The organism is Mesorhizobium sp. WSM4830 (assembly GCF_055811495.1).
This window is the reverse complement of the sequence record NZ_JBVVQI010000019.1, coordinates 1-21,249: the sequence shown is the minus strand read 5'-3', so window position 1 is coordinate 21,249 and position 21,249 is coordinate 1. Positions and strand designations below refer to the sequence as shown.

Here is a 21,249-nt window from a genome sequence, read left to right as displayed (position 1 = left end):
GCAGCAATCATTCGTTGTTAAACGAGAGCGGAATAGGGGAGGTGAGTCAACCAAACTCCCACTGCTTTTCTTTCATCGATGAAACGAAATTAGACTCTCATGATAGTATTTTATCAGTTCTCAGATGTTTTCCGGCAGATAGATCTCAAACGGCAGAAAAGTCTGCCCAAGCGTCTCCGAAGTGCCGACAGTGATGGCCTCGGCCATCAGCGTCATCAGTTCCTGGCAAAGCCGGCGCTGGGGCGTGGCGACGGACATCGTGATCATGCCATCTGCGAGTGCTGCCCGTGACTCCGGCGTGATCTCGTTAACGATCGCGACGAGACCCCGGCGTTCGCCTTCTTCACGGAGCGCGGAGATCGCTCCCTCCATACCTCCGCCGGCCACATAGAAGCCGGTGAGTTCGGGTTCCCGTTGCATGAGATCCAGCGTGGCCTCGTAGGTGATCTGCCGTGCCTCAAGGTTCACGAGCGGATCGAGCAGCTCGAATGTCGGTGCATTCTCACGGAAATAGGAGCGAAAGCCGACCTCCCGCAGCTCCTGGCCCTGAAAACGGTGGCTGCCGACAAAAACCGCCACCTTGCCGGGCCCTCTTGCGACCTTTGAAAGCATCCACGCTGTCGTCCGCCCGACCTTGCGATTGTCGAGGCCGATGTAGCCCTCACGAACACCTTCGGCGAAATCGGAGAGCAGCGAGAAAACGGGGATGCCTTTTGCCTTGAGTTCTTGGACGGCTGCCGTGATCGCCGGATGGTCCGGCGCCACCATGGCGATCGCGTGGCAGCGCGCGCCGAATTTCTTGAGCAGTGGAATAAGGTCGCACGGCATGTGGGATGGCGCGAATTCGATGAGCGGAGTGCCATGGAAGCACGTCGCCGCGTTGACCGCTGTTTCGACCTCACGCGCGAAGCCCTGGTAGAAGTGGTGAGCCGGTTTTCTCAGGATGAAGCCAAGCCGATAGTGCGGTAGGTCCCGCTGCAGGCGCTGCTTGATAAGACCTGCGGCGTGATATCCGATGGCCTGTGCCGCCGCTAAGACCCGATGCGCAGTCTCCTCCCGCACCGGATGACGAGCATTCAGAACTCGGTCAACGGTGGCAACACCGACCCCGGCTTCCCGGGCGATATCAGCAATTGTGGGTCGCTTCGCCATTGTCGGAGTCTGATTAAAACGACATCAGGAAGAAACCCGGTAATGATAAGTTTCAGTAAAATCTATCATTCCTGCATCAATCCTGTTCGCTATCGGAATTCTTGTCGTGGCGCGGTGCGAGGTAGAAGCCGAAACGTGGACCACGCGCCTTCCGACCGTTTTCGACATCATCGATGCCCATAGATCATTGATTCCACTACGCCAACATCGCTTGGTTGCGTAGAACGTGGGCGAATTGTTCAGCCGGGCCGACGAGAGCTGATCGTGGTGGGGTCCGATCGTGCTCCGCGGTCGGTTCCACCAACCGTCGCAATCTTCGTAAGCATTAAGCGCATCATCGATGACTTGTGTGTCGTGACTGGTGCGAGACCTTCGCAAGGCGCACATGATTTTGTACTCACTACATTTCGGGATTTTATCTGCCCGCGAGAGGCCGTTTGGAGCCCGCGGCTCGATTGTCCGACGTCTGCGAGCAGCCGGGCGATTCAACCGGTAACGATGCTGCCGACTTGCTCGGCGCGGGCGCTATTGATGGCTGGCCGGTTGATGTCTCGGCAGGCTGGTGGCCGCAGAAGGCAGCTTTCAATTGCGCCTGATCCAATTCGCCTTCCCAGCGGGCGACGACGAGCGATGCCACCGCGTTACCGACCAAATTCGTCAGTGCCCTGCATTCCGACATGAAGCGGTCGACGCCAAGGATCAGCGCCATTCCAGCAACCGGAACGGCCGGCACTACGGAGAGCGTAGCGGCCAACGTGATGAAGCCGGCACCTGTGACACCTGCTGCACCCTTTGAGGACAGCATCGCGACGAGCAGCAGGAGGACCTGATCGCTAACTGACAAATCGGTATTCGTCGCCTGCGCGATGAAAAGGGCCGCGAGGGTCATGTAGATATTGGTGCCATCCAGATTGAAGGAATATCCGGTCGGGACGACGAGGCCCACGACCGAGCGCTTGGCTCCTGCCTTTTCCATTTTCTCCATCAGAGAGGGCAGCGCGGCCTCGGAGGAGGATGTTCCGAGGACCAGCAGCAGCTCTTCCTTGATGTAGCGGATCAGAGAAAAGATCGAGAAGCCGTTATAGCGACAGACTGCACCGAGAACCCCGAACACGAAGAGCAAGGCGGTGACATAGAAGGTCCCGACCAGCATCGCAAGGTTGGCCACCGAGCCGATGCCATATTTGCCAATCGTGAAGGCCATTGCTCCGAAAGCGCCTAACGGCGCGGCTTTCATCAGGATGCTGACCAATTTGAAAACGGGTGCAGTGAGGTCCTGAAGGAAGGAAAGAACCGACTTGCCCCTTTCTCCTACCATCCCCAGCGCGATGCCGAAGAGGACGGAGAAGAACAGCACCTGTAGAATGTCGCCTTCCACAAAGGCGCCGACAATCGTGGTCGGGATCATGTTCATCAGGAAGCCGGTCACGGACTGCTCGTGGGCCTTTGAGGCATAGCCATTGACGGCCTGGACGTCGAGCGAGGTCGGATCGATGTTGAGGCCGGCGCCAGGCTGAATGACATTGCCGACGATGAGCCCGACGATAAGCGCGAGCGTCGAGAAGGTGAAGAAATAGATCATCGCCTTGCCGGCAACACGGCCGACCTTCTGAAGATCGCTCATGCCGGCAATCCCAGTCGCCACGGTCAGAAAAATAACGGGCGCGATGATCATCTTGACGAGCTTGATGAAGGCATCGCCGAGCGGCTTCAGGTTTTCTCCGATTTGCGGATAAAAATGGCCAACTGCAACTCCGAGAATGATTGCGACAAGCACCTGTACGTAAGGCTTGGCATAAAAGGTCTTGCGGGGTGCGCGGTTTGCGCTGGGGGCCAGCGGGGTCAACATGTAAGTTTCCTCTCCCTGACCGGTTTGGGGCGGGCTCTTCCTCTCTTCCCGCGGCTTCTCCCATCGCGGCGCTCCGGTCGAACGCTGCTGCGTTCTTGGCGCAAGAGCCGTGCCAAACCAAGAAAACCTCGAAATCGCCGGGATCTCAGGTACTTTCTACAATTGCGCAGCAAGATTGTGCGGTTTTCCGCACGGATCGCTTTCCCTTCTGGCGGAATTCCGCACTATGGTTCGTTAATGGTCGGTCTGAATAATGCGATGGCAGAAGAAGACATTGGCAAGGGCGCCTTCCAGCGCGCCCTCTCTGGCTTGCAATTCCTTGTGCGGTCGCTCTGCTCGTCGTCTTTGCAACGGGCCGCATCGCCGGCACCAGAGCGGCTGCCCTGCGCGACCCGTGCTCTTGCCGGGTTCCCGCTTGCAGCCGACCAGTTTGAAAGGGAAGGTCGAGAAGCAGGGAGTGATTCCGCTGGTCCTCCCACGCGACGATGCGGTTCAGGAGATGCTTCGCAGTCCGAGCACCTACCAACGAAGCCGCGCTTGATGACAAGCTTCGCGCCATCGCGCGCCATGCCGGTTTCTAGAATCTACGTCATTAAACGTTAGGGCATAGCGGCTGCTGCGAGCAATGCCGGCGAGCCGACCAGTTTCGTCGGCAGGGTTTACCGCTTTCGCCACCACTTCACCGAGGCGATGGCGGATAGCGCGGCTATGCAACATACGCTCGGCACCGGTTAGCGCGGCCTAGGCCCTATCTGTCGAGCCGGTTCGATGGGCCGGAGGGGCCGCTCGGTGTGATTGTGGTGAAGGTGTAGCTCGACCGGGTCGAGTCGCGTTGGCTGGAGTGCGGCTTCGTGGTGTTCACGAGCGATGAGCGCGGCGTGGTTCTTGCCATGAGCGTGTCCCAATGGCGTTTTCGCGCTCTCTCACCGCTTTCCAAAAAAGGGGGACTCAAACCGCTCGCGATCATCTACAGTTACCGGGCGCAACTTTCCGAGGCGGTGCCACTTTTCCCGCCGCGGCGGCAACCTGGTCACCGCAAGTCCTGAGAGTCGATCAGCCGGTTTCGTTGCGGTTTCGGAGAACTCGGCAAAGCAGTTCCGGGCTGGCGCATGTCGTTCACGCCAACACCGAAATCTCCTCGACGGTCATGACAGCCCGCTGACTACGCTGCTTGCCCTCGTTCTCGTGGGGTTCTTCGCTTTCATCATTGTCCGACGGCGGGCGATCCGGCAGCGGCGAAGTGCTTGTGCTCCTGAATGCGGAACTGGAGCATCGCCTTGAACTGCGCACGGCGGAGTTCCAGCGCTCGAACGAAGCGCTCGCCGGCGAGATCGGCGAGCGAGAGAACGCCGACGCAAGAGTGCGCCGCTTGCGCGATAAACTCTGCCGGGCGAACCGCTTGTCAATCCTGGGACGGATAACGGCGCGGTCGGCCGGCCTGCCGCCGAGCGCCAGCCCAAGTGGTGAACGGTCCGGCGAGTCTCTCCGCGACAGCCCCGTCCTTAAACCGTTCGGCAAATATCCGTTTTCGGCGGAGGGGTGTACTACAGACGAAGCGTCTTGGGACAAGCTCAATCTTCTTGGCCGCACACGGAGGACATCATCGGGATCGTCGTCGCGGCCGCGCTCATGGCCGGCTGACTTGGGTCATGCTGCGTGCTGTCGCCGTAAGGTTCCCCTGGGATTAGCAGTGACGCGCAACGTTCAGGTCAACGCGCTGGAACCCATGTCATTAACCATCCATGGCGTGGATGCGTTTCATCGAAACAGACGATTTTACGGATGTTGCGGCACGTTGCATAGAATGAATTCAAAGGATGTAAGCCTTTAGGGAAAGTCGTTGATGTTTGCGTTGGCTCCGAAGAGCATTTTCTGGTGTGCGCCGAATTCCAGCCTAGGCGCGCGTCCATCGCGGCCAGGCACTTCCTCGATCGACGCAAGCTACATCGCGTTGGCGCAGCACGACAAGCTCCCCCGAATTGCGCAGGCGCTTGCCTCAAAGGGCAGCAGCAAAGCTGAGGTTTGTGGTGTTTTGGAAAGAGGCAATTTAGATGCTTGTTGATGGCTCAAGGATGGATCGGTTTGTAGTTTCTCGACGGCGCGAGGGTCTCGGTGATTGCCTGTGGTCTCTCGCGTCGGCATGGGACTACGCACATCGGACGGGACGGGCTTTAGCAATAGATTGGCGCGGCTCTTGTTACCTCGACAATCCGTTTGCGAATGCCTTTCCGGCTTTCTTCAAGCCAATTGAAGAGATCGGTGGTGTACGGGTCATTTGCGATGACGAGATCAACCACGTCTCATTCCCCGGTCCCTTCTTCCCGTCGTGGTGGAACAAGCCATCCATCGACTGCGTGTACCGTCCGAATGAACAGATTTTCCAAGAACGCGACGAGCTTAAGGATCTTTTCCAGGCCCAAGATGATTGTGAAGCCAACACGGTAGTGTGTGATGCTTGCTTGATGTGGCGCTGCGATGAGCAAGCCGAGCGAACGATATTTCGGAGCATCACACCGAGGGCCGAAATTGAGGATCGGATTGAAGCGCTCTACCAGGAACACTTTGCCGGGCACAGCATAATTGGGGTCCATGTCCGCCACGGCAACGGCGGAGATATTATGGATCATGCACCTTACTGGGCTGATCCAAAGGTTGCCTTAGAGCAGGTATGCACTGCCATTCGTATGGCCAAAGCTCAACCGCATCCAAGGCCTGTAAGGGTGTTCTTGTGTACAGACAGCGCCCAGGTTGTTGATCACTTGTCGGGCGTATTTCCCGAACTTTTCACCGTCCCAAAACGCTTCAAAGCGGATCAGGCCGGCCCCTTAAACAGTGCAGCACTGGGCACTGACGGGGGTGTTTCCGCTCTCGTTGATATGTACCTCCTCGGTAGATGCGACACTGTAATTCGCTTTCCTCCGACTAGCGCCTTCTCCCGCTATGCCCGCCTCTTCGCGCCACGAATTATCGAATTCGATTTGAATGACCCGCGTCGTTTGATCTTGATTGATAACTCTTTCGACCGTTCCCCGACCCCATGAAGGGGTTGGCATCCCGCTCGAACTCTCCCTTGCCTTCGCGCAGAGGCCCCGTTCGCCCTGCCCAATGCGCCCCTTTCTCGCCACGCTATCCCGCCGCAGGCGAGCATTTTCTTCGGCGCGTCAAAATCAAAAGGATTCAAGCTTGTCAAAGAGAAAAGTCGCTTTAATCACCGGGGTCACGGGGCAAGATGGTTCCTACCTCGCAGAATTGCTTTTGGAAAAGGGCTATTCTGTGCATGGGATAAAAAGACGATCGTCTCTTTTCAATACGGGCCGTATAGACCATCTCTATCATGATCCTCATGAAAGTGGCGTTGATCTTACACTTCACCACGGGGACTTGACAGACTCGTCCAGCCTTACGCGCGTCATCCAACTGGTTCAGCCGGACGAAATTTACAATCTGGCAGCTCAGAGCCACGTTGCAGTTTCCTTTGAACAACCAGAATACACCGCGAACTCGGTCGCGTTGGGTGCGCTGCGTATCCTCGAGGCAATTCGGATCCTGGGGCTCGTCGAGCATACGCGCTACTACCAAGCCTCGACGTCTGAGCTCTACGGGCTGGTGCGGGAAACGCCACAGACCGAGACGACACCGTTCTACCCCCGATCACCCTACGCTGTTGCCAAATTGTATGCTCACTGGATCACCGTAAATTATCGAGAAGCTTACAATTTGTACGCGTGTAACGGCATTTTATTTAATCATGAGTCACCCGTGCGCGGAGAAACATTTATAACGCGAAAAATAACGCGCGCCCTGGCTCGGATTAAGCTTGGAATGCAGCCGACTCTATTCTTGGGAAACCTTAATGCTCGGCGCGATTGGGGGCACGCTCGAGACTACGTCCAGATGCAGTGGTTGATGCTTCAGCAGGAGCAAGCTGAAGACTTTGTGATCGCTAGCGGTGAGCAACATTCGGTGCGCGAATTTGTCACCGTCGCGGCCGCTGAACTCGGCATTGGTGTTCGTTGGGTTGGGGAAGGGGTCGACGAAGAGGGGTACGATGCAAAGACGGGAGCTTTGATCGTAAAAGTAGATCCCCGTTATTTTCGTCCTGCAGAAGTCGAGACACTTCTCGGCGATGCCCGGAAGGCCAAAGAAAAACTTGGGTGGGAGCCAAAAATCTCCTTCATTGAATTGGTTAGGGAGATGGTTCGGGAAGATTTGCGCATGGCAGAGCGCGACGCATTGCTGATGGCGCAGGGTTATTATTCATACAGTCCACGAGAGTTATGATGACAACGGCGGCGCCATGCTAGCTTGTTGTCAGCGTTACGGTTGCGTTCTTAAGGAGCGTCCATAGCGTTATCACATGGGAAACAAAAAGATGAAGAAAGTCTATGTAGCAGGCCATCGCGGCCTTGTTGGATCCGCCACAATGAGTGCCCTCGAGGCGTTAGGATCCTATGAGATAATAACACGTACTCACGACCAACTGGATTTATTTGACCGGAGCGAGACGCGCAGGTTCTTCATGTCGCAGCGGCCTGATTACGTCGTTATGTGCGCCGCAAAGGTTGGTGGTATAGTGGCGAACGCTAGCTCCCCCGTCGATTTCCTTCATAACAACCTGGCGATTCAACTCAGTGTTTTTGATGCCGCTTACGCTTCCGGCGTCGAACGGATGATTTTTCTTGGCTCCTCGTGTATCTATCCACGCGACTGCCCGCAGCCGATACGGGAGGAATACCTTCTAACCGGTCCGCTTGAAGCGACGAATCGTCCCTACGCTTTGGCAAAAATCGCCGGAGTCGAAGCATGTTGGTCTTTTAACCGGCAGTACCAGACGCGCTATCTCGCGTTGATGTCGACCAGCTTATATGGTCCCGGCGATAATTATCAGCCCGAAAATTCCCACGTTCTGCCTGCTCTAATACGCCGTTTTCATCAAGCTAAAATAAACGGCGACTCCTCGGTTGAGGTCTGGGGATCCGGAAAGCCTCGGCGAGAGTTTATGTATTCGTCGGATGTAGGCGATGCCATTGCGTTCCTACTTGGCCTGCCAGATTCGGCTTTTGACGCCTTGACAGCCCCCGACACCGCGCCCCTGATTAATGTTGGCGTTGGCGAGGATGTCACAATTCGCGAGGTGGCGGAACTCGTCAAGGCGGCGGTCGGCTGGGAGGGCAATCTGGTATTCGACACGACGAAGCCAGACGGTACTCCGCGCAAGTTACTGGACGTAACGCGTTTGCATAAGCTTGGCTGGAAAGCCAAAACGTCTCTTGGTGCCGGGTTGCAAGCGATGTATGAGGATTTTCTTCGCCTTCATGGGGCTTGATGTGGATGCGCGCATCCTGGTTGGACTGCGTGTCCGACCGGATGCAAGTTTGTTCAGTCAGCCCAAACAGAAGAGAGGGACGCATACATGCGGCGTGCTGTGCCCCGAAGATGGAATTCGAGACGAGCTTGCCCTGATCCTCAATGCAAAGCAGGTCGTAGCCATAGGAACAGTGCGCGGCGGCGATGTCGAAAATCCGCCCAATTTGGCCATAAGCTTGGGCAGGACGCTCAGAAAGGCCGCTTGCGTCGCGTGATTGCGTGGGCTGGCAGGCCGATGGAGGCAACCTCAGCCGCGATCAGTCGGCTGACCAGCTTCCCCAATGCGTAAATCTTGACCCGGCCGGAACGATCGGCGGGGGTGATCGGAAAAGCAGACAGGCCGTTTGCGAAAAATCATGGTTCAATTCCTCGATCGGTGGGGGCGAAACCCGGCCAGTAGTGGCCGTCAGGCGTCGGCCGGTTGCCGAAGATGGCCTGACCGACGCGCACGACAGTGGCGCCTTCCTCGATGGCTTCCTCGAAGTCTCCGGTCATGCCCATGGAGAGCCCGGTCAGCGCGGCGTTGTGCTTCACGGCTTTGTCCCGCAGCCGGCGCAGCAGAATGAAGCAAGGCCGCACCTTGGCCATGTCGGAGGAAAACAGCGCAAGCGTCATCAACCCGCATGGCCGGAGACGGGGAAGCTGATCGAGAGTCTCCAGGAAGGGCAGCAGTGCGTCCGGATGGACGCCGAACTTGCTGTCCTCGCCAGACGTGTTGACCTGCACATAGACGTCGAGGAAGCGATCTTCGCGCTCCAGCCGCGTGTTCAGAAGGTCGGCGAGCTGCAGGCTGTCGAGCGCATGAAACTCACGCGCGAAGCGGGTCAGATATTTGGCCTTGTTGGTCTGCAGATGTCCGACGATGCTCCAGTCGATGGCGAGACCGTGAAGCGCCTCGCACTTTGACATTGCCTCCTGGATTTTGTTCTCGCCGAAGGTGCTGATGCCGATGTCGAAGGCATATCGCAGGATTTGGGCCGGCACCGTCTTGGTGATCGGCAGCAACCGCACGGAGGCTCGGTCGCGCCCGGCCCGTGCGCAAGCAAGCGTGATGCGCTCTTCAACCAACGCCAGATTGGTGCGGAAGCGGGTAAGGGGATCAGGCCCGAAGCGTTCGACGTCCTCCGGCGAAAGCGGCGCATTGTTCGTGCCCATCACCGACCTCAACCCAGTCCTGATCAACGTGCCGGGCGCACGGCTTTTGCGGCCAAGTGAAGCCGATCAGGCGCGACCGCTCGCCGCGACAATACTCCAGTATGCGCATTCCCCACCGCCTTGGCGCCAGACGATGCTCTGCTCGGCTGGTTCGAGCCCGTCGCCGCAGTGTTATCCGCAGCATCGAACAGCATATCAGCATATCCGCTGCAGCTGGAATGAAACCGTCGCAGCTTTTTCAGCGCTGGCTCGAAACAGTAGCGCCTCTCGGAGTTCTTGAAAAACCCGGAAGTCAATTGCCCGTTTACCTTTTCGGCAATCGCTGTTGAGCCGCCTGTGAATGGCTCAAACGATCGCCCTTTTGGCTTCATCCAATGTCTCGCACAGTCCGACGAGACGGGCCGCGGCTTGACCCGTCGGCATGTCAATGACCGTGATTGCGCTTTCCGCAAGGAAGCGACGCTCGTTCCTGGTCAGCGTTGCTGTATCGATTGCCGCAAAATGTGGGCCATTGGAGCGCTTCATGATCTGTCGGGCATAGGTGCGCAGCATCTGATCGTTGAAGCGGCAGCCGAGGAAGAAAAGACCACGGCTGGCTCGCCGTTCCTTCACCAGGTCAGGGATCGGCGTCTGGATGTCGATTTCGCTCAGCACTTCAACGTAGTCGGAATCTGCGACGAGGAAGTTTGCGGCCGGCCTGGCACCGCCGTGGGGGGCGTAAAGAACCGTCTTCGCCGCTGGTGCGGATTCGAGTAATATCCCGGTCAAATCGTAGGCTTTCGTCCAAATTTCGCCGATCTCGAGCGCCCGAGAGACGCCCTGTATTTCGACGACGTCCGTTCGGCGGGTCTGTATTAAGGCCGCGCGCATGGCACCGTCGTACCAGCTGTCGACGATCACCGAGAGCGGCAGCGTTGCTAACCAGGCATGCAAGATGGTCGGCACCACCGGGGCCGCGAATATTTCGGCCATCCAAACTTGAAGCGTCCGGCGGTGCCGGCGCTGTTCGATATACTGCGCAACCGACCACATGTTGGTGCGAATCTTCGAAGGGGCCGGCGTGCGCTTGTTGAGCGCTGCTGCAACGGCTTCGGGGGTATGCGGTACAAGCGGTTCCGCGGAGCTGATCTCAAGCAGACCCGGGCCGAGATAGGGGATGACCTCATCGGCCGCGAGCGCTTTCTTCAAAAGGTCAAGCTGCCTTTCGGCAAAACTGTCCCGAATGACGACGAGATGGCCCGAGGTCATTGTGTTCATGCTCGTATCCCTTTGCCGCTCTCTTTGTGTCAACCCGAAGGTCAGTCCTCGTCGGAAATCTTCCTTGCCTCCACGGTAATCGGCAAAGGCGTATCCCGCGGAAGGTCGGGCAGGACTAACCGCCAGCCGTTCTTCAGCGTCACAGCTCCACCCCATAAGTGTTCGTTGTCGACCTTGATGATCGGCTCTTCGATATCCTTTTTGGGAATATATGCCGACAAGCCAGCACCGGTCCTGCGGATCATTACCTTCATCCGGCCGTTCCTTCGTCAAACCCAGCGCCGATTTCGGCAGTGCAAGCAATCCCAGCCGTATCAAGGCTCATGAGTTCACGTGCACGCATGCCGACGACGGTGCCGCGATCGACCCATTCCACCGCATAGATGTAGAACTGCTGGAGAAAGGTGCCGATGTCGCGCACATAGCCTTGATCGCCCTTGCGCACCAGGTTTTCGCCGATCTCCTTGCCAGGATAGGTGCCGTCATTTTTTACGTGGCGAATGGCGCGGACACGCTCACCCGGCATGAATCGCGGGGGTGAACGGATTTCGACGTCCTGTTCGCGTCCGAGGCTCATGGCACTTCCTTTCTCACGGCTGCAGCTTTTCAACAGCGGATCAATGGTCCGGGCGCAGGCGCCTCGACCGTGTCGGTGGCCGAAATGGGTTCAGGCGGGGACGCAAGTCTTCGACACCGGACATACCGAGGCGCATTGCTGCGTTTCGAAGGCCCCCTCGCATTCGGTGCACTTTTTCGGATCGATCACGTAGGCCTCGCCCTTGAACTTGATCGCTCCGGAAGGGCATTCAAACTCGCAAGCGCCGCACTGGGTACATTGGGAAGCGATGATCTTAAAGGCCATTTTCAACTCCGGTTCGGTTGGAATGAGACGGCTCAGGCCGTCGCAGCCAGTGGCTCGCCCCCAAATTCGGCGGCGTAAAGCGCGCCGATGGCGGTCTCGATGTAGTCATACCCGTAAGCATCCGTTGCTCGGATGCCGCCTTCCTTGAGTCGATCCTCTGGGCAATTTCCAATTCTGGCGCACAGCAAGATGTCTACGCCTTCGAGCGTAGAGATGAGGCCGTCGAGACTCTTGTCCTCGGCCCAGCCGCCGAGGCAATACTGCTCGACCTTGCGATGACCGACGAAGCTGATCCCTTTCGGCGAGGCCTCATAAACCTGGAATTCCTTCGCATGGCCGAAATGCACGTTGATGCGGCCGCCACCCTTGGTCGCTACCGCGACAAGAAGCGACTTGCCGGAGCTCGCGGTCTTCACCATCCCGAGCGCCTCGCTCTTGGCCGCCATGCGATCGCCCCGCTCGCGCGCGACCACCGCCCGATAGGTCTCGCGCTTGCTGGCGTTGTAGGTGACCTTGTCGGGAAGCCGGTCGAGCGTGAATTCCTGGCCGCGATCCTCGCCGAGCAGGCCGACAGCATCGGCCCGGCACTGCCGGCAGTGGCGCATCAGCTTGGCGCCGCCTTCGAGACGATCCTGAAGGGCCTTCAGCTCCATTGCCTTGGGCCCGCGCTGCCCGCTCAGGCCGTAATGCGTACCGTGTGCCGGGTCGGAAATCAGCGGCATGACATTGTGCAGGAACGCGCCGCGCTCCTTGACCCATTTATTCACCTCGATCAGGTGCTCGTCGTTTACCCGTGGGATCATTACCGAATTGATCTTGGTGAGGATGCCCCGCGCCGTCAGCATCTCCAGCCCCGACATCTGTCGTTCGTGCAGGATCGTGGCTGCCTCGACGCCGGTATAACGGCGGTGATCATAGAAGATCCACGGGTAGATCTTGGCACCGATCTGCGGGTCGACCATGTTGATGGTGATCGTCACGTGATCGACATTCATGTCGGCAAGCTCGGCGACGTGGTCTGGCAGCGCGAGCCCGTTGGTGGAGATGCACAGCTTGATATCGGGGATTTCCTTGGCGACCCGTTCAAATGTCGCCCTTGTGTTCTTCCAGTCGTAACAGGCATCGCCCGGTCCGGCGATGCCAATTACGGAAAGCTGCGGCACTTCGTTGGCGACCTCGATCACCTTGCGCAGCGCCTGGTCGGGCGTCAGTCTTTCCGAGACGACCCCGGGCCGGCTTTCGTTGGCGCAGTCATATTTGCGATTGCAGTAGTTGCACTGGATATTGCACGCCGGGGCGACCGCCACATGCATTCGCGCGAAATAGTGGTGCGCTTCCTCTGAAAAGCAGGGATGATCCTTGATCTTCTCCCAGACAGCTGTGTCCATCTCGTGCGGCTTTGCGGAGGAGCCGCAGGATGAAGATGCGCAACCAGTGGATTTCGCTCTCGCCGGCGACTGATCGAAGAATGTTGTGCCGGAAAGGTCCTGTGGCGAAATCATCGGTGCGGACATCGACCGGCTCCGTGCGTGGTGTGAACATCGCACTTCAGAGCGCAAGAGATATGCCAACTGGAAAAGCGGTCTTTATCCGTTATGTTGGCTCTTACGTCGGCCTTTTGTGCCCAATTGTGTCAGTTTCCTGCGACACGGGTTTGTCAGGTCCCCGACAACAACAAAACGTGGTCGCGAAACGTACCGTGTTGTCTCAGTTACGTCCGTTGCGGGGAGCAACCGTACCCCAAATGTGATGTCATCAATGACGTTTAGAACTTCTTCACTCCGATACGATGCCGGCGCAAAGCATAGCCGACCTGGCGCGGCGTGAGACCGAGGACACGAGCCGCCCTGGCCTGAACCCAGCCGGCCTTCTCCATCGCATCGATCAGCCGGTCGCGTTCCGTCAGACGCGGGTTCATTGCAGGGCAGGCGGGATGGTTGGGGTCGCAGGTCTTGCCGGGCGATGCCTCATCCTGTGAGGCGCCGACTCGCGGGGCAGGCAGCGGCGATGCAACCGGCATCATATTGCCACGTGCAGACTCGTCGACGGCATAGCCGCCATGTGAACGGGCGACTCCTTTCCACAGAAGCGAAGAAAGGCACTGGCTGTTCTGGCAGGCGAAATCCGACGGAGTTATTGTCGTTGAACGCGCAAGCGTGGCCGTCCGTCGCACACAATTCTCCAACTCACGCACGTTGCCAGGGAAATAGCATTGCGAGATCAGGTCAAGCGCCGACGGCGTGAAGGCGAGATCGCGATGGTTCTCCCTGTTGAATCGGTCGAGGAGAGCTTTCGCAAGGCGTGGAATATCGCCCGGCCGTTCTCTGAGGGGAGGCAGGACTATTGGCACCACATTGATGCGGTAATAAAGGTCGGCCCTGAACTCTCCATTCCGGACAGCCGCCTCGAGGTCCTTGTTGGTGGCGCATATGAGCCGCACATCAACCTTTAGGGTCCTGGTGCCGCCCACTCTCTCCAGTTCTCCTTCCTGCAAGACGCGCAACAGCTTGGCTTGAAAGGCAGGCGAAATCTCGCCGATTTCATCAAGCAGCAGGGTTCCGCCATTCGCCAATTCGAACCGGCCGGCGCGCTGCAGGATAGCCCCGGTGAAGGCGCCCTTCTCGTGCCCGAAGAGCTCCGATTCCAAAACACTTTCGGGCAGTGCGGCGCAGTTCAATTTGACGAAGGATTTCTCACTTCGATGTGAAAGCTTATGGATGGCCTGTGCAAAGAACTCCTTGCCGGTACCGCTTTCGCCTCGCAGAAGCACGGTGGAATTGGTCCTGGCCACGACCGAGACGATCTCGAGCACCTGCTTGAGTGCGGGACTTTCTCCAATGATTCCGTCGATCTTGACATGCGGACGCGGGGCCGAACGGGTCCTATCCTCGTCGAGCGACTCCTCTGGTCTCGGTTGCTCGATAAGTGGCTGACGAGCTGTGCTTAAAGTGCGATGGAGGCGGATGGTCCGGCCGACCAGATTGGCGACCATGGCCAGGAAGCGTAAGTCCTCCTCGTAGCAGAACCTGGTGGTACCGTTCCTGACGCGGTCAATCGACAGTGCCCCGAAGATCTTTTCCTCTGCCTTTAGCGGGACACCGATAAAGGCAGTTGCGGTCGTATCGCTGCTCGATTGAGGATCAGCCTGAAATAGCTCAGACGTGCGTGTGTCTTGTATGACGATCGGCACTCCGGTAGCGACGATCTTGTCTATTACGGCCTGGGGTACGACGCTGCCGGCGCCTGATTGAGGCACAGTGCCGCCGCTAGTTGCGCTAATCTGCGGCTGACCTTCAGCGTCCAGGACGACGATTGCACCACGACGCATTTGCACAAACGAGGAGAGGACATTCGCGACATTGGCAAGCGTAATCTCCAGCCGGGCCGGGGCAGTCAGAAGCTTGGATATCTCGTAGATTCCCCTGAGCAAGCTGTCCGCATTGCGCACTGCTTCGACCGCAGGTTCAGGCGGGGTGTTCCGAGATGCAATTTCACCGACCTGATCTCGAAGCATGTGAGCCATGCAAACACCTCAAGGGTTGTCCAAGGTGCTCCTCCCGAGCCCTTTCTTGTATTTTGAGTAAAGAAACATAGTATTTTCAGCTTTTCGGTAATTGCGAACGATGTTGACGGATGTTGACCGCAATTGCGAACCTCTCATTCTCGCTCTTTGTGCCAGTCATCCGAACTTGAAGAGGACCCCGAAGCCGCCGCGCGGGTAATTCCACACGATCTCACCGCTGGCCTCGCACAGCACGCGACAGGTGCCGCATTCCATGCAGCCGTCGGGAGTGGTTTCCACCTGGCCCTTGTCGTTCAGCTCATAGCACTTAGCGGGGCAGATGTGTGTCAGCGCGAGCAGGTTCGCGCTCGGCCTCTCGTGGGGTTGCACTTTGATATGCGGGCGGCCCGGATCGACCAGATAGCGATTCTGGTAAAGCTTCTCCTCGACGCGTAGCTTCGTCACGGCGATGGTCATCCTGTTTCTCCTTCAGCGCCACGCAAGTGCCAGGCGGACCACATCGTTGATCAGCCCCCAGCGCGAACGCGCCTTGATGAAGGCAGCAGTGGTCGCCTTTTCCTTCTCGATCTTAGGGGTGCCGTCGACTCGCATGAAGTTCTGCGCGGCCTGCGACATCAACTGCGGGTAAGTCATGAAGAAATTGCGGGAATTGGTGTGTATCAGGGCCGGCATGTCCTTATATTTCATCAGGTCTTTGAGTACGAAGGACTTGTCCAGCATAGTCTTGTAGAGGGCAAGGTTCCTCCTGGTCATCGGCTGGTTGCGGCCCTTGATCTCGATGATTGCCTCGCCCGCGATGCGACCGGAAGTCATCGCAAGGTTCGAACCCTCGCGGTGAATAGCGTTGTTCAGTTGGGCGGCATCGCCGACCGCGACCCAACCGTCGCCGAAGAGCTGCGGAATTGCCTTGTAGCCACCTTCGGGAATGAGATGGGCGGAATACTCCTTGACTTCCGAGCCCGCGATCAGCGGCCGGATCGAAGGATGGTTTTTGAAGGCGTCGAGGAGGACGTAAGGGCTCTCCATAGTCTGGGCGAAATCGGAGACGAGGCAGCCGATGCCGAGAGAGATTGACTCCTTGTTGGTGTAGAGGAAGGCAAGTCCGGCCATGCTGCGGGAGATCGTACCTGCCGCTTCGATCACGCAGCCTTCGTCGCCCTGGAGGCCGAACCGCTGCTCAATGACCTCATCGGGTAGGAAGTGCATTTCCTTGACAGCCAGCGCCACGCTTTCTGGCTTCGGCATCTTGCGCAGGCCGGCCCGTGTACCGAGCAGTCCGTTGACACCTTCCGCGAGCACGACGACGTCCGCGTAGATCGGCCCGCCAGCCCGGTCGGTGCGCACGCCGATCACCTTACCTTGGGCATTGCGGACGAGTTCGGTCACCGTCGTCTCACACAGAACCGTCGCGCCGGCCGCGCGCACCTTGCGCGAAAACCACTTGTCGAATTGGGCGCGGATGATCGTGTAGCGATTGGGCTTCGCCTCGTTGAAATCATCCGACCGATACTGCATCCCGGTGTGGGAGGTGTCGTCCATCACCCAGAATCGCTGCTCGACCAGATGCCGCTCCAGAGGCGCATCATTCCGGAAATCCGGGATGATTTGCTCCAACATGTCGGCGTACATGATGGCGCCCTGCACATTCTTGGAGCCCGGATACTCGCCGCGCTCCAACTGCAGCACCGTCAGGCCCTGGCTTGCCATAGTGTAGGCAGCCGCGTTTCCCGACATACCGGCCCCGACGACGATGGCGTCGAATTCTTCCTCGATCATGGCCGTCTCCCTTAGCTCGCAAGCTTGTCGTGGCTGTGCGGCGACAGCCGCCGGGTGAAGGCTTCCGTCAATGCCGGCAGAAAACGGATCGCATCGGTCACGATGCCGAGGTGGGCAAAGTCGAAGATCGGGGCGTTCGGGTCGGTGTTGATGGCTACGATCAGATCAGCCCCCTCCACGCCAACCCGATGCTGAATGGCGCCGGAAATCCCGGCCGCTATGTAAAGCTTTGGCCGAATGGTCTTGCCCGTTTGGCCAACCTGCCGATCGGCCGGCATCCAGCCCTTCTGGACCAGCGGGCGCGAACAGCCATATTCGGCGCCGATTGCCCGCGCTAGATTCTTCACAAGCTGCAAATTCTCCGCTGAGCCGAGGCCGAGGCCTCCGGCAATCACGATGTCGGCGTAAGCGAGATTTGCCTTTGCCGATTGGCGATCGAGGTTGAAGCCAAGGACTTTGGTGATGATCTCTTCCTCGGTCATCGACAGCTTGTGCCGGATGACTCGTCCGACCGGCTTATCCGTCCGCGGTGGCATGGCCATAACCCGCGGTCGTACCGTAGCCATCTGCGGCCGGTAGTTGAGCGTATAGATCGTGCATAGCAAGGAACCGCCGAAAGTCGGACGGGTCGCGGCGAGCGAACCGTCGACATCCACATCGAGTTCGGTACAGTCGGCAGTGAGCCCTGTCAGCAAGGTCGTCGCTACTGAGCCAGCGAGATCCCTGCCGAGCGTGGTCGCACCGAGAAGCAGGATCTCCGGTTTGTGGGTATTGACCAGATCCGACATCGCCTTGGTGAAAGGCTCGTTGCGATAGTCGGCAAGCAGCGGTGCCTCGACGAGGTAGACAAGGTCGGCGCCGTAAGCGAAGGCCTCGGCAACGGCATGCTGGGTGGCCTCACCCGGGGGTCCGAGCACGATTCCCGCAAGCTGGATGCCAAGCTTGTCGGCGAGCTTGCGGCCTTCGCCAAGCAGTTCGAAGGAGACGGGATGGACCTCGCCGCGTTCCAGTTCGATGAAAACCCAGACATGCCGATAGTCCCTAAAGTGCTCAGGCAATTCCTTCTTGATGCCGGCACGGCCGGCGGAAGGAGGGGCTTCGCGGTTCGCGTTCAACATCTCTCTCCTTGCCGTCACTGGCCGCCGTCGAAGGCGAGTTCGTGTTCCAGCGGTGGCTGGCGGGTGAAGATTGCGGCGATCAGTTCGTCAGCCAGGTCATGCTGCGTCTTGTCGGTCATGTCGATCTGCGTCGCCTTTTCCGCCCGCGTAGTAGGGGCGAAAACGCGCTTGACGACCGTCGGCGAGCCGCGCAGGCCGCATTTGTTGAGGTCCTCAATGCCAGCTTCGGCCGCGCTCCACTTCACGATGTGGCTGCGCGCGGCGCGCATGGCATCGTCGAGCGAGCCCCTGCGGATTTCGTTGGTGCCTTCCAGCATTGTGATGAGGCAAGGCAGCCTGCTTCTCAGCATCTGTGTACCGCCTTCCGAACGGCGCTTGACAGTGATCTCGCGTGCATCAAGATCGATAGAGGCGATCTTCGCCACATAGGTGAACTGCACGAGGCCGAGGCGCTTGGCGATGCCGGGGCCGACTTGGGCGGTATCGCCGTCGATCGTCTGCTTGCCGGCGAATATGATGTCCGGCGCGCCGAAGGTCTCGCCAATTCTCACGATTGCCCGAGAAAGCGCGAAGGAGGTCGCCAGCGTGTCGGAGCCGGCAAAACAGCGGTCCGTCAAGAGTACCGCGCGGTCGGCGCCATAGGTGAGCGCCTTGCGCAGCGAATCTTCTGCCATCGGCGGACCCATCGTAAGCACGGTGATCTCGCCGCCATGGGCGCCGCGCAATCTAAGTGCCTCTTCGAGGGCGAACAGGTCGTAAGGGTTGATGATGGTCGGCACGCCCTGGCGCATGATCGTGTTCGTCACCGGGTGGACACGGATCTGCGCGGAGTCCGGCACCTGCTTGATACAGATTACAATGTGCATTGCGTCCTTCTCGGCTCCAACCCGCAAGCGGCCCTGGCGTTCATCTCCTTCGCAGCATCATTCGTGCCAACCGTGTTGCGTTGCTCTGTTCCCTTTGACATGGGTTGTTTTCTTCCGAAAAGTGCCGTCGTGATGACCGGATTTGTCGGCTTTTCGACATTGTCGCGTCGCAACCGTGTCGCGCTCATTCTGTCCCGAACCGCCTCAAGATCGAATCGAACGGGACAAAGGTGTGGTCCCGAGTGGCCGGTTTGTCCGGATCGTGCTCTTCGAGCACCTTGAAGACCCGGTGCGTGAGTGGCGAGGATGTCGCGAAATCCTCATAGGCGCGTTCCAACGTCCCACGCGCCCGCGCGGCGATCACCCCGTCGGGAAGACCGGCGAAATCCTCTTCAGCGAGGTATTGGCCCATGCGCTTCATGATATGGAGCCGTGAGACATTGAGCACCTTCGGATCATAAGAGATGCCAAGGACTGCGAAGAACTCCTCCGCAGCCGACAGACTCTTCAGCCGGGCGAGGATGTCGGTGACATCGATGGCACAATTTTCAGCGAAACAACTGCGCATTGCATTTTCCTTGACCGGAAACGGCGGTCGGGGTTGCGTGGTCGCCCAGACCTGGAACCGATTGAAGTCCTCTGACCTAGCTCGCGAAGACGGGGAAAGGTCTCGCAGCTTCTTAACGATCCCGGGCATGACCTCGAGCACCCGGTCGACGTCCTCCTCGCCATTGTTGCGCGAAAAGGAGAAACGGATTGCGCCGTGTGCGGCGCTATTGGGGATATTCATCGCCACCAAGACGTGGCTCGGCTCCAGCGAGCCGGACGCGCAAGCAGAGCCGGAGGAGCAGGCGATGCCCTCGCGATTGAGGAAATGCAGTATGCCCTCACCTTCGATATGTTCAAAGGCGATGTTTGCGGTGTTCGGTAACCGCTTTAGTAAATCGCCGGCGACGAAGGTGTGTGGGATGCGCTGGAGAAGTTCTTTCTCCAGGCGGTCGCGCAACGCCTTTACCCGTGTGTTCGCGTCGTCTATGAATTTCAAAGCAAGATCGGCTGCCACGCCGAGGCCGACGATGCCTGGCGTATTCTCCGTGCCCGCGCGGCGGTTGCCCTCCTGGCGCCCCCCCTTGATCAGCGGAGAGAAGTGCACGCCGCGCTTTACATAAAGTGCGCCGACCCCTTTCGGTCCGTGTAATTTGTGACCGGAGAGAGACAGCATATCGATTGCCGCCGATTTCAAGTCGATCGCAAGCTTGCCGACCGCTTGCACCGCGTCGGTATGGAAAAGGGCGCCGACTTCCTTGGCCAACTCAGCAAGCTCGACCACCGGGAAGATCGTTCCGGTCTCGTTGTTCGCCGACATGATCGAGACGACCGCCACGCGCGAGGTGAGGGCGGCCTTATAGCTGTCGAGGTCGAGCCGGCCGTGGCGATCCACCGGGATCCTATGCACCTTGATGCCGCGCGTCTTCTCAAGGTGGGCGCAAAGCGTCAGCACGGCCGAATGCTCGACGGCGGAAGTCACGATCTCAGTACGCTCAGGCATCACCTCGAGCGCCGAAAGTATCGCCGCGTTGTCGCTTTCCGTCCCGCCCGAGGTGAACGTGATCTCGTCGTCGAACTCCGCGCCGATCAGCGTTTGCACCTGCAGGCGCGTCTTTCTCACCGCCGCCCCGGCGGAAGCACCAAAATCGTGGCTCGACGAAGGGTTGCCGAATTGGTCCGTAAAAAACGGCAGCATTGCTTGAACGACTTCAGGATCGACCCGTGTCGTTGCGTTGTTGTCCAGATAAACGGGCCTCATGGATGTGATCCTTCTCCTGAGCGCAATCACGCAAAGCGCACGCGCGGTCTGTCATGATGATGGCTAGCCGAAGGAGTTGCCGCCGCCACACTCGGCCCGCTCGCTTCTTGGAGCCGGCGCGGCCGCCCGCCCCGACTTGATGCGCCAGCCTTGAGCCGGCCCGGGAAAGCGCGGTCTTTTTGCCACGGCGTTTTCGGTGTGCTGGATCATGGATTGTTTTCTCCTTCAGGCCGGGACGCGCTCGCGAACAGCTACGCATGGACCGTGCCAAAGACGAAATCCTTTCAAGACAACATGATCGGTCCAACACTGCTATGTCGCATGCCCGACACCGGCGGGAATTGTTCAACGCGGAACGCCGTTGAAGCGTGAATTCCGCTTCGCGTGAGGAGCAATCCCGTCGGCCGTTCGGATCGTGTCCCAGGGAGTGGTGTAGCTGGCGGCATTGGTCGCCGTGCTCTCCGGCATGGGCCGGGCTGATCAGCGCGCCACGGCTGGCAAGCTGATCAGGGGATCA

At 58.7% G+C, this 21,249-nt stretch carries 20 protein-coding genes and 2 pseudogenes; 5 read left to right on the top strand and 17 right to left on the bottom strand.

Annotation, left to right across the window (positions count from 1 at the left end; genetic code table 11):
* Window positions 1-120: 120 nt before the first annotated feature.
* Both AC0L2Y_RS22475 and AC0L2Y_RS22470 read right to left on the bottom strand, forming a co-directional pair.
* Window positions 121-1,152 carry a LacI family DNA-binding transcriptional regulator gene (locus AC0L2Y_RS22475; protein WP_473559585.1) on the bottom strand — a complete coding sequence of 344 codons (1,032 nt, stop codon included), beginning with the start codon at window positions 1,150-1,152 and terminating at the stop codon, window positions 121-123.
* Window positions 1,153-1,567: 415 nt separating this feature from the next.
* Window positions 1,568-3,001 carry a dicarboxylate/amino acid:cation symporter gene (locus AC0L2Y_RS22470; protein WP_473559583.1) on the bottom strand — a complete coding sequence of 478 codons (1,434 nt, stop codon included), beginning with the start codon at window positions 2,999-3,001 and terminating at the stop codon, window positions 1,568-1,570.
* Window positions 3,002-3,852: 851 nt separating this feature from the next.
* On the opposite strand from AC0L2Y_RS22470, the gene AC0L2Y_RS22465 reads away from it, so the two are divergent.
* The 5 genes from AC0L2Y_RS22465 (at window position 3,853) to AC0L2Y_RS22445 (ending at window position 8,327) form a co-directional block, all read left to right on the top strand.
* On the top strand, window positions 3,853-4,047 hold the full coding sequence (locus AC0L2Y_RS22465) for a hypothetical protein (RefSeq protein WP_473559580.1): 195 nt from the start codon (window positions 3,853-3,855) through the stop codon (window positions 4,045-4,047).
* Between the two features lie 194 nt (window positions 4,048-4,241).
* The gene (locus AC0L2Y_RS22460) at window positions 4,242-4,832 is read left to right on the top strand and encodes a hypothetical protein (RefSeq protein ID WP_473559578.1); all 591 of its coding nucleotides are present in this window, start codon (window positions 4,242-4,244) and stop codon (window positions 4,830-4,832) included.
* Between the two features lie 220 nt (window positions 4,833-5,052).
* Window positions 5,053-6,042, top strand: a complete 990-nt coding sequence (locus AC0L2Y_RS22455; RefSeq protein WP_473559576.1) for a nodulation protein NodZ — start codon at window positions 5,053-5,055, stop codon at window positions 6,040-6,042.
* Window positions 6,043-6,184: 142 nt separating this feature from the next.
* Window positions 6,185-7,282 (top strand): GDP-mannose 4,6-dehydratase, encoded by a 1,098-nt coding sequence (gene gmd, locus AC0L2Y_RS22450; protein ID WP_473503302.1) that lies wholly within the window; start codon window positions 6,185-6,187, stop codon window positions 7,280-7,282.
* A gap of 91 nt (window positions 7,283-7,373) precedes the next feature.
* On the top strand, window positions 7,374-8,327 hold the full coding sequence (locus AC0L2Y_RS22445) for a GDP-L-fucose synthase family protein (RefSeq protein WP_473503304.1): 954 nt from the start codon (window positions 7,374-7,376) through the stop codon (window positions 8,325-8,327).
* Window positions 8,328-8,596: 269 nt separating this feature from the next.
* Here AC0L2Y_RS22445 and AC0L2Y_RS22440 read toward each other — a convergent pair.
* The 15 genes and pseudogenes from AC0L2Y_RS22440 to AC0L2Y_RS22370 form a co-directional block, all read right to left on the bottom strand.
* Window positions 8,597-8,707, bottom strand: a pseudogene (locus tag AC0L2Y_RS22440) (dihydrodipicolinate synthase family protein); the annotation flags it as partial.
* Window positions 8,708-8,722: 15 nt separating this feature from the next.
* Window positions 8,723-9,523 (bottom strand): YggS family pyridoxal phosphate-dependent enzyme, encoded by an 801-nt coding sequence (locus tag AC0L2Y_RS22435; RefSeq protein ID WP_473559574.1) that lies wholly within the window; start codon window positions 9,521-9,523, stop codon window positions 8,723-8,725.
* Window positions 9,524-9,868: 345 nt separating this feature from the next.
* Window positions 9,869-10,780, bottom strand: coding sequence for an SIR2 family NAD-dependent protein deacylase (locus AC0L2Y_RS22430; protein ID WP_473559644.1), 912 nt, complete (start codon window positions 10,778-10,780; stop codon window positions 9,869-9,871).
* A 41-nt stretch (window positions 10,781-10,821) separates the two neighbouring features.
* Window positions 10,822-11,034 carry a putative nitrogen fixation protein NifT gene (gene nifT, locus AC0L2Y_RS22425; protein ID WP_126079055.1) on the bottom strand — a complete coding sequence of 71 codons (213 nt, stop codon included), beginning with the start codon at window positions 11,032-11,034 and terminating at the stop codon, window positions 10,822-10,824.
* Window positions 11,031-11,357, bottom strand: coding sequence for a nitrogen fixation protein NifZ (locus tag AC0L2Y_RS22420; protein WP_473559572.1), 327 nt, complete (start codon window positions 11,355-11,357; stop codon window positions 11,031-11,033). The genes nifT and AC0L2Y_RS22420 overlap by 4 nt, the downstream gene beginning before the upstream one ends.
* A 90-nt stretch (window positions 11,358-11,447) precedes the next feature.
* Window positions 11,448-11,642 (bottom strand): 4Fe-4S binding protein, encoded by a 195-nt coding sequence (locus AC0L2Y_RS22415; protein ID WP_066993254.1) that lies wholly within the window; start codon window positions 11,640-11,642, stop codon window positions 11,448-11,450.
* A 32-nt stretch (window positions 11,643-11,674) separates the two neighbouring features.
* Complete coding sequence (gene nifB / locus AC0L2Y_RS22410) at window positions 11,675-13,156, bottom strand: nitrogenase cofactor biosynthesis protein NifB (RefSeq protein ID WP_473559570.1); 1,482 nt, start codon at window positions 13,154-13,156, stop codon at window positions 11,675-11,677.
* A gap of 251 nt (window positions 13,157-13,407) precedes the next feature.
* Complete coding sequence (nifA, locus tag AC0L2Y_RS22405; RefSeq protein WP_473559568.1) at window positions 13,408-15,165, bottom strand: nif-specific transcriptional activator NifA; 1,758 nt, start codon at window positions 15,163-15,165, stop codon at window positions 13,408-13,410.
* Window positions 15,166-15,321: 156 nt separating this feature from the next.
* Window positions 15,322-15,621: a ferredoxin family protein gene (locus AC0L2Y_RS22400; protein ID WP_126079051.1), complete on the bottom strand. Its 300-nt coding sequence runs from the start codon at window positions 15,619-15,621 to the stop codon at window positions 15,322-15,324.
* 12 nt (window positions 15,622-15,633) lie between these two features.
* Window positions 15,634-16,941, bottom strand: a complete 1,308-nt coding sequence (locus AC0L2Y_RS22395; protein WP_473559566.1) for an FAD-dependent oxidoreductase — start codon at window positions 16,939-16,941, stop codon at window positions 15,634-15,636.
* An 11-nt stretch (window positions 16,942-16,952) separates the two neighbouring features.
* Window positions 16,953-18,059, bottom strand: a complete 1,107-nt coding sequence (locus AC0L2Y_RS22390; protein WP_473559564.1) for an electron transfer flavoprotein subunit alpha/FixB family protein — start codon at window positions 18,057-18,059, stop codon at window positions 16,953-16,955.
* 14 nt (window positions 18,060-18,073) lie between these two features.
* A complete protein-coding gene (locus AC0L2Y_RS22385; RefSeq protein ID WP_473559562.1) occupies window positions 18,074-18,925 on the bottom strand; it encodes an electron transfer flavoprotein subunit beta/FixA family protein in 852 nt (283 codons plus the stop codon).
* A gap of 184 nt (window positions 18,926-19,109) precedes the next feature.
* Window positions 19,110-19,493 (bottom strand): nitrogenase stabilizing/protective protein NifW, encoded by a 384-nt coding sequence (nifW, locus tag AC0L2Y_RS22380; RefSeq protein ID WP_473559642.1) that lies wholly within the window; start codon window positions 19,491-19,493, stop codon window positions 19,110-19,112.
* A 72-nt stretch (window positions 19,494-19,565) separates the two neighbouring features.
* Window positions 19,566-20,732 (bottom strand): annotated as a pseudogene (gene nifS, locus AC0L2Y_RS22375) (cysteine desulfurase NifS); the annotation flags it as partial.
* 63 nt (window positions 20,733-20,795) lie between these two features.
* Window positions 20,796-20,942 carry a hypothetical protein gene (locus AC0L2Y_RS22370; RefSeq protein ID WP_473503322.1) on the bottom strand — a complete coding sequence of 49 codons (147 nt, stop codon included), beginning with the start codon at window positions 20,940-20,942 and terminating at the stop codon, window positions 20,796-20,798.
* Window positions 20,943-21,249 lie beyond the last annotated feature (307 nt).

What these genes read in the sequence shown, in the direction of transcription:
- nifB (WP_473559570.1), bottom strand. Translation starts at nt 13,156, where the DNA reads ATGTCCGCACCGATGATTTCGCCACAGGACCTTTCCGGCACAACATTC.
- AC0L2Y_RS22370 (WP_473503322.1), bottom strand. Translation starts at nt 20,942, where the DNA reads ATGATCCAGCACACCGAAAACGCCGTGGCAAAAAGACCGCGCTTTCCC.
- AC0L2Y_RS22420 (WP_473559572.1), bottom strand. Translation starts at nt 11,357, where the DNA reads ATGAGCCTCGGACGCGAACAGGACGTCGAAATCCGTTCACCCCCGCGA.
- AC0L2Y_RS22395 (WP_473559566.1), bottom strand. Translation starts at nt 16,941, where the DNA reads ATGATCGAGGAAGAATTCGACGCCATCGTCGTCGGGGCCGGTATGTCG.
- AC0L2Y_RS22430 (WP_473559644.1), bottom strand. Translation starts at nt 10,780, where the DNA reads ATGAACACAATGACCTCGGGCCATCTCGTCGTCATTCGGGACAGTTTT.
- AC0L2Y_RS22385 (WP_473559562.1), bottom strand. Translation starts at nt 18,925, where the DNA reads ATGCACATTGTAATCTGTATCAAGCAGGTGCCGGACTCCGCGCAGATC.
- AC0L2Y_RS22390 (WP_473559564.1), bottom strand. Translation starts at nt 18,059, where the DNA reads ATGTTGAACGCGAACCGCGAAGCCCCTCCTTCCGCCGGCCGTGCCGGC.
- AC0L2Y_RS22470 (WP_473559583.1), bottom strand. Translation starts at nt 3,001, where the DNA reads ATGTTGACCCCGCTGGCCCCCAGCGCAAACCGCGCACCCCGCAAGACC.
- nifA (WP_473559568.1), bottom strand. Translation starts at nt 15,165, where the DNA reads ATGGCTCACATGCTTCGAGATCAGGTCGGTGAAATTGCATCTCGGAAC.
- AC0L2Y_RS22435 (WP_473559574.1), bottom strand. Translation starts at nt 9,523, where the DNA reads ATGGGCACGAACAATGCGCCGCTTTCGCCGGAGGACGTCGAACGCTTC.
- nifT (WP_126079055.1), bottom strand. Translation starts at nt 11,034, where the DNA reads ATGAAGGTAATGATCCGCAGGACCGGTGCTGGCTTGTCGGCATATATT.
- AC0L2Y_RS22400 (WP_126079051.1), bottom strand. Translation starts at nt 15,621, where the DNA reads ATGACCATCGCCGTGACGAAGCTACGCGTCGAGGAGAAGCTTTACCAG.
- AC0L2Y_RS22455 (WP_473559576.1), top strand. Translation starts at nt 5,053, where the DNA reads ATGCTTGTTGATGGCTCAAGGATGGATCGGTTTGTAGTTTCTCGACGG.
- nifW (WP_473559642.1), bottom strand. Translation starts at nt 19,493, where the DNA reads ATGCGCAGTTGTTTCGCTGAAAATTGTGCCATCGATGTCACCGACATC.
- AC0L2Y_RS22445 (WP_473503304.1), top strand. Translation starts at nt 7,374, where the DNA reads ATGAAGAAAGTCTATGTAGCAGGCCATCGCGGCCTTGTTGGATCCGCC.
- AC0L2Y_RS22415 (WP_066993254.1), bottom strand. Translation starts at nt 11,642, where the DNA reads ATGGCCTTTAAGATCATCGCTTCCCAATGTACCCAGTGCGGCGCTTGC.
- AC0L2Y_RS22475 (WP_473559585.1), bottom strand. Translation starts at nt 1,152, where the DNA reads ATGGCGAAGCGACCCACAATTGCTGATATCGCCCGGGAAGCCGGGGTC.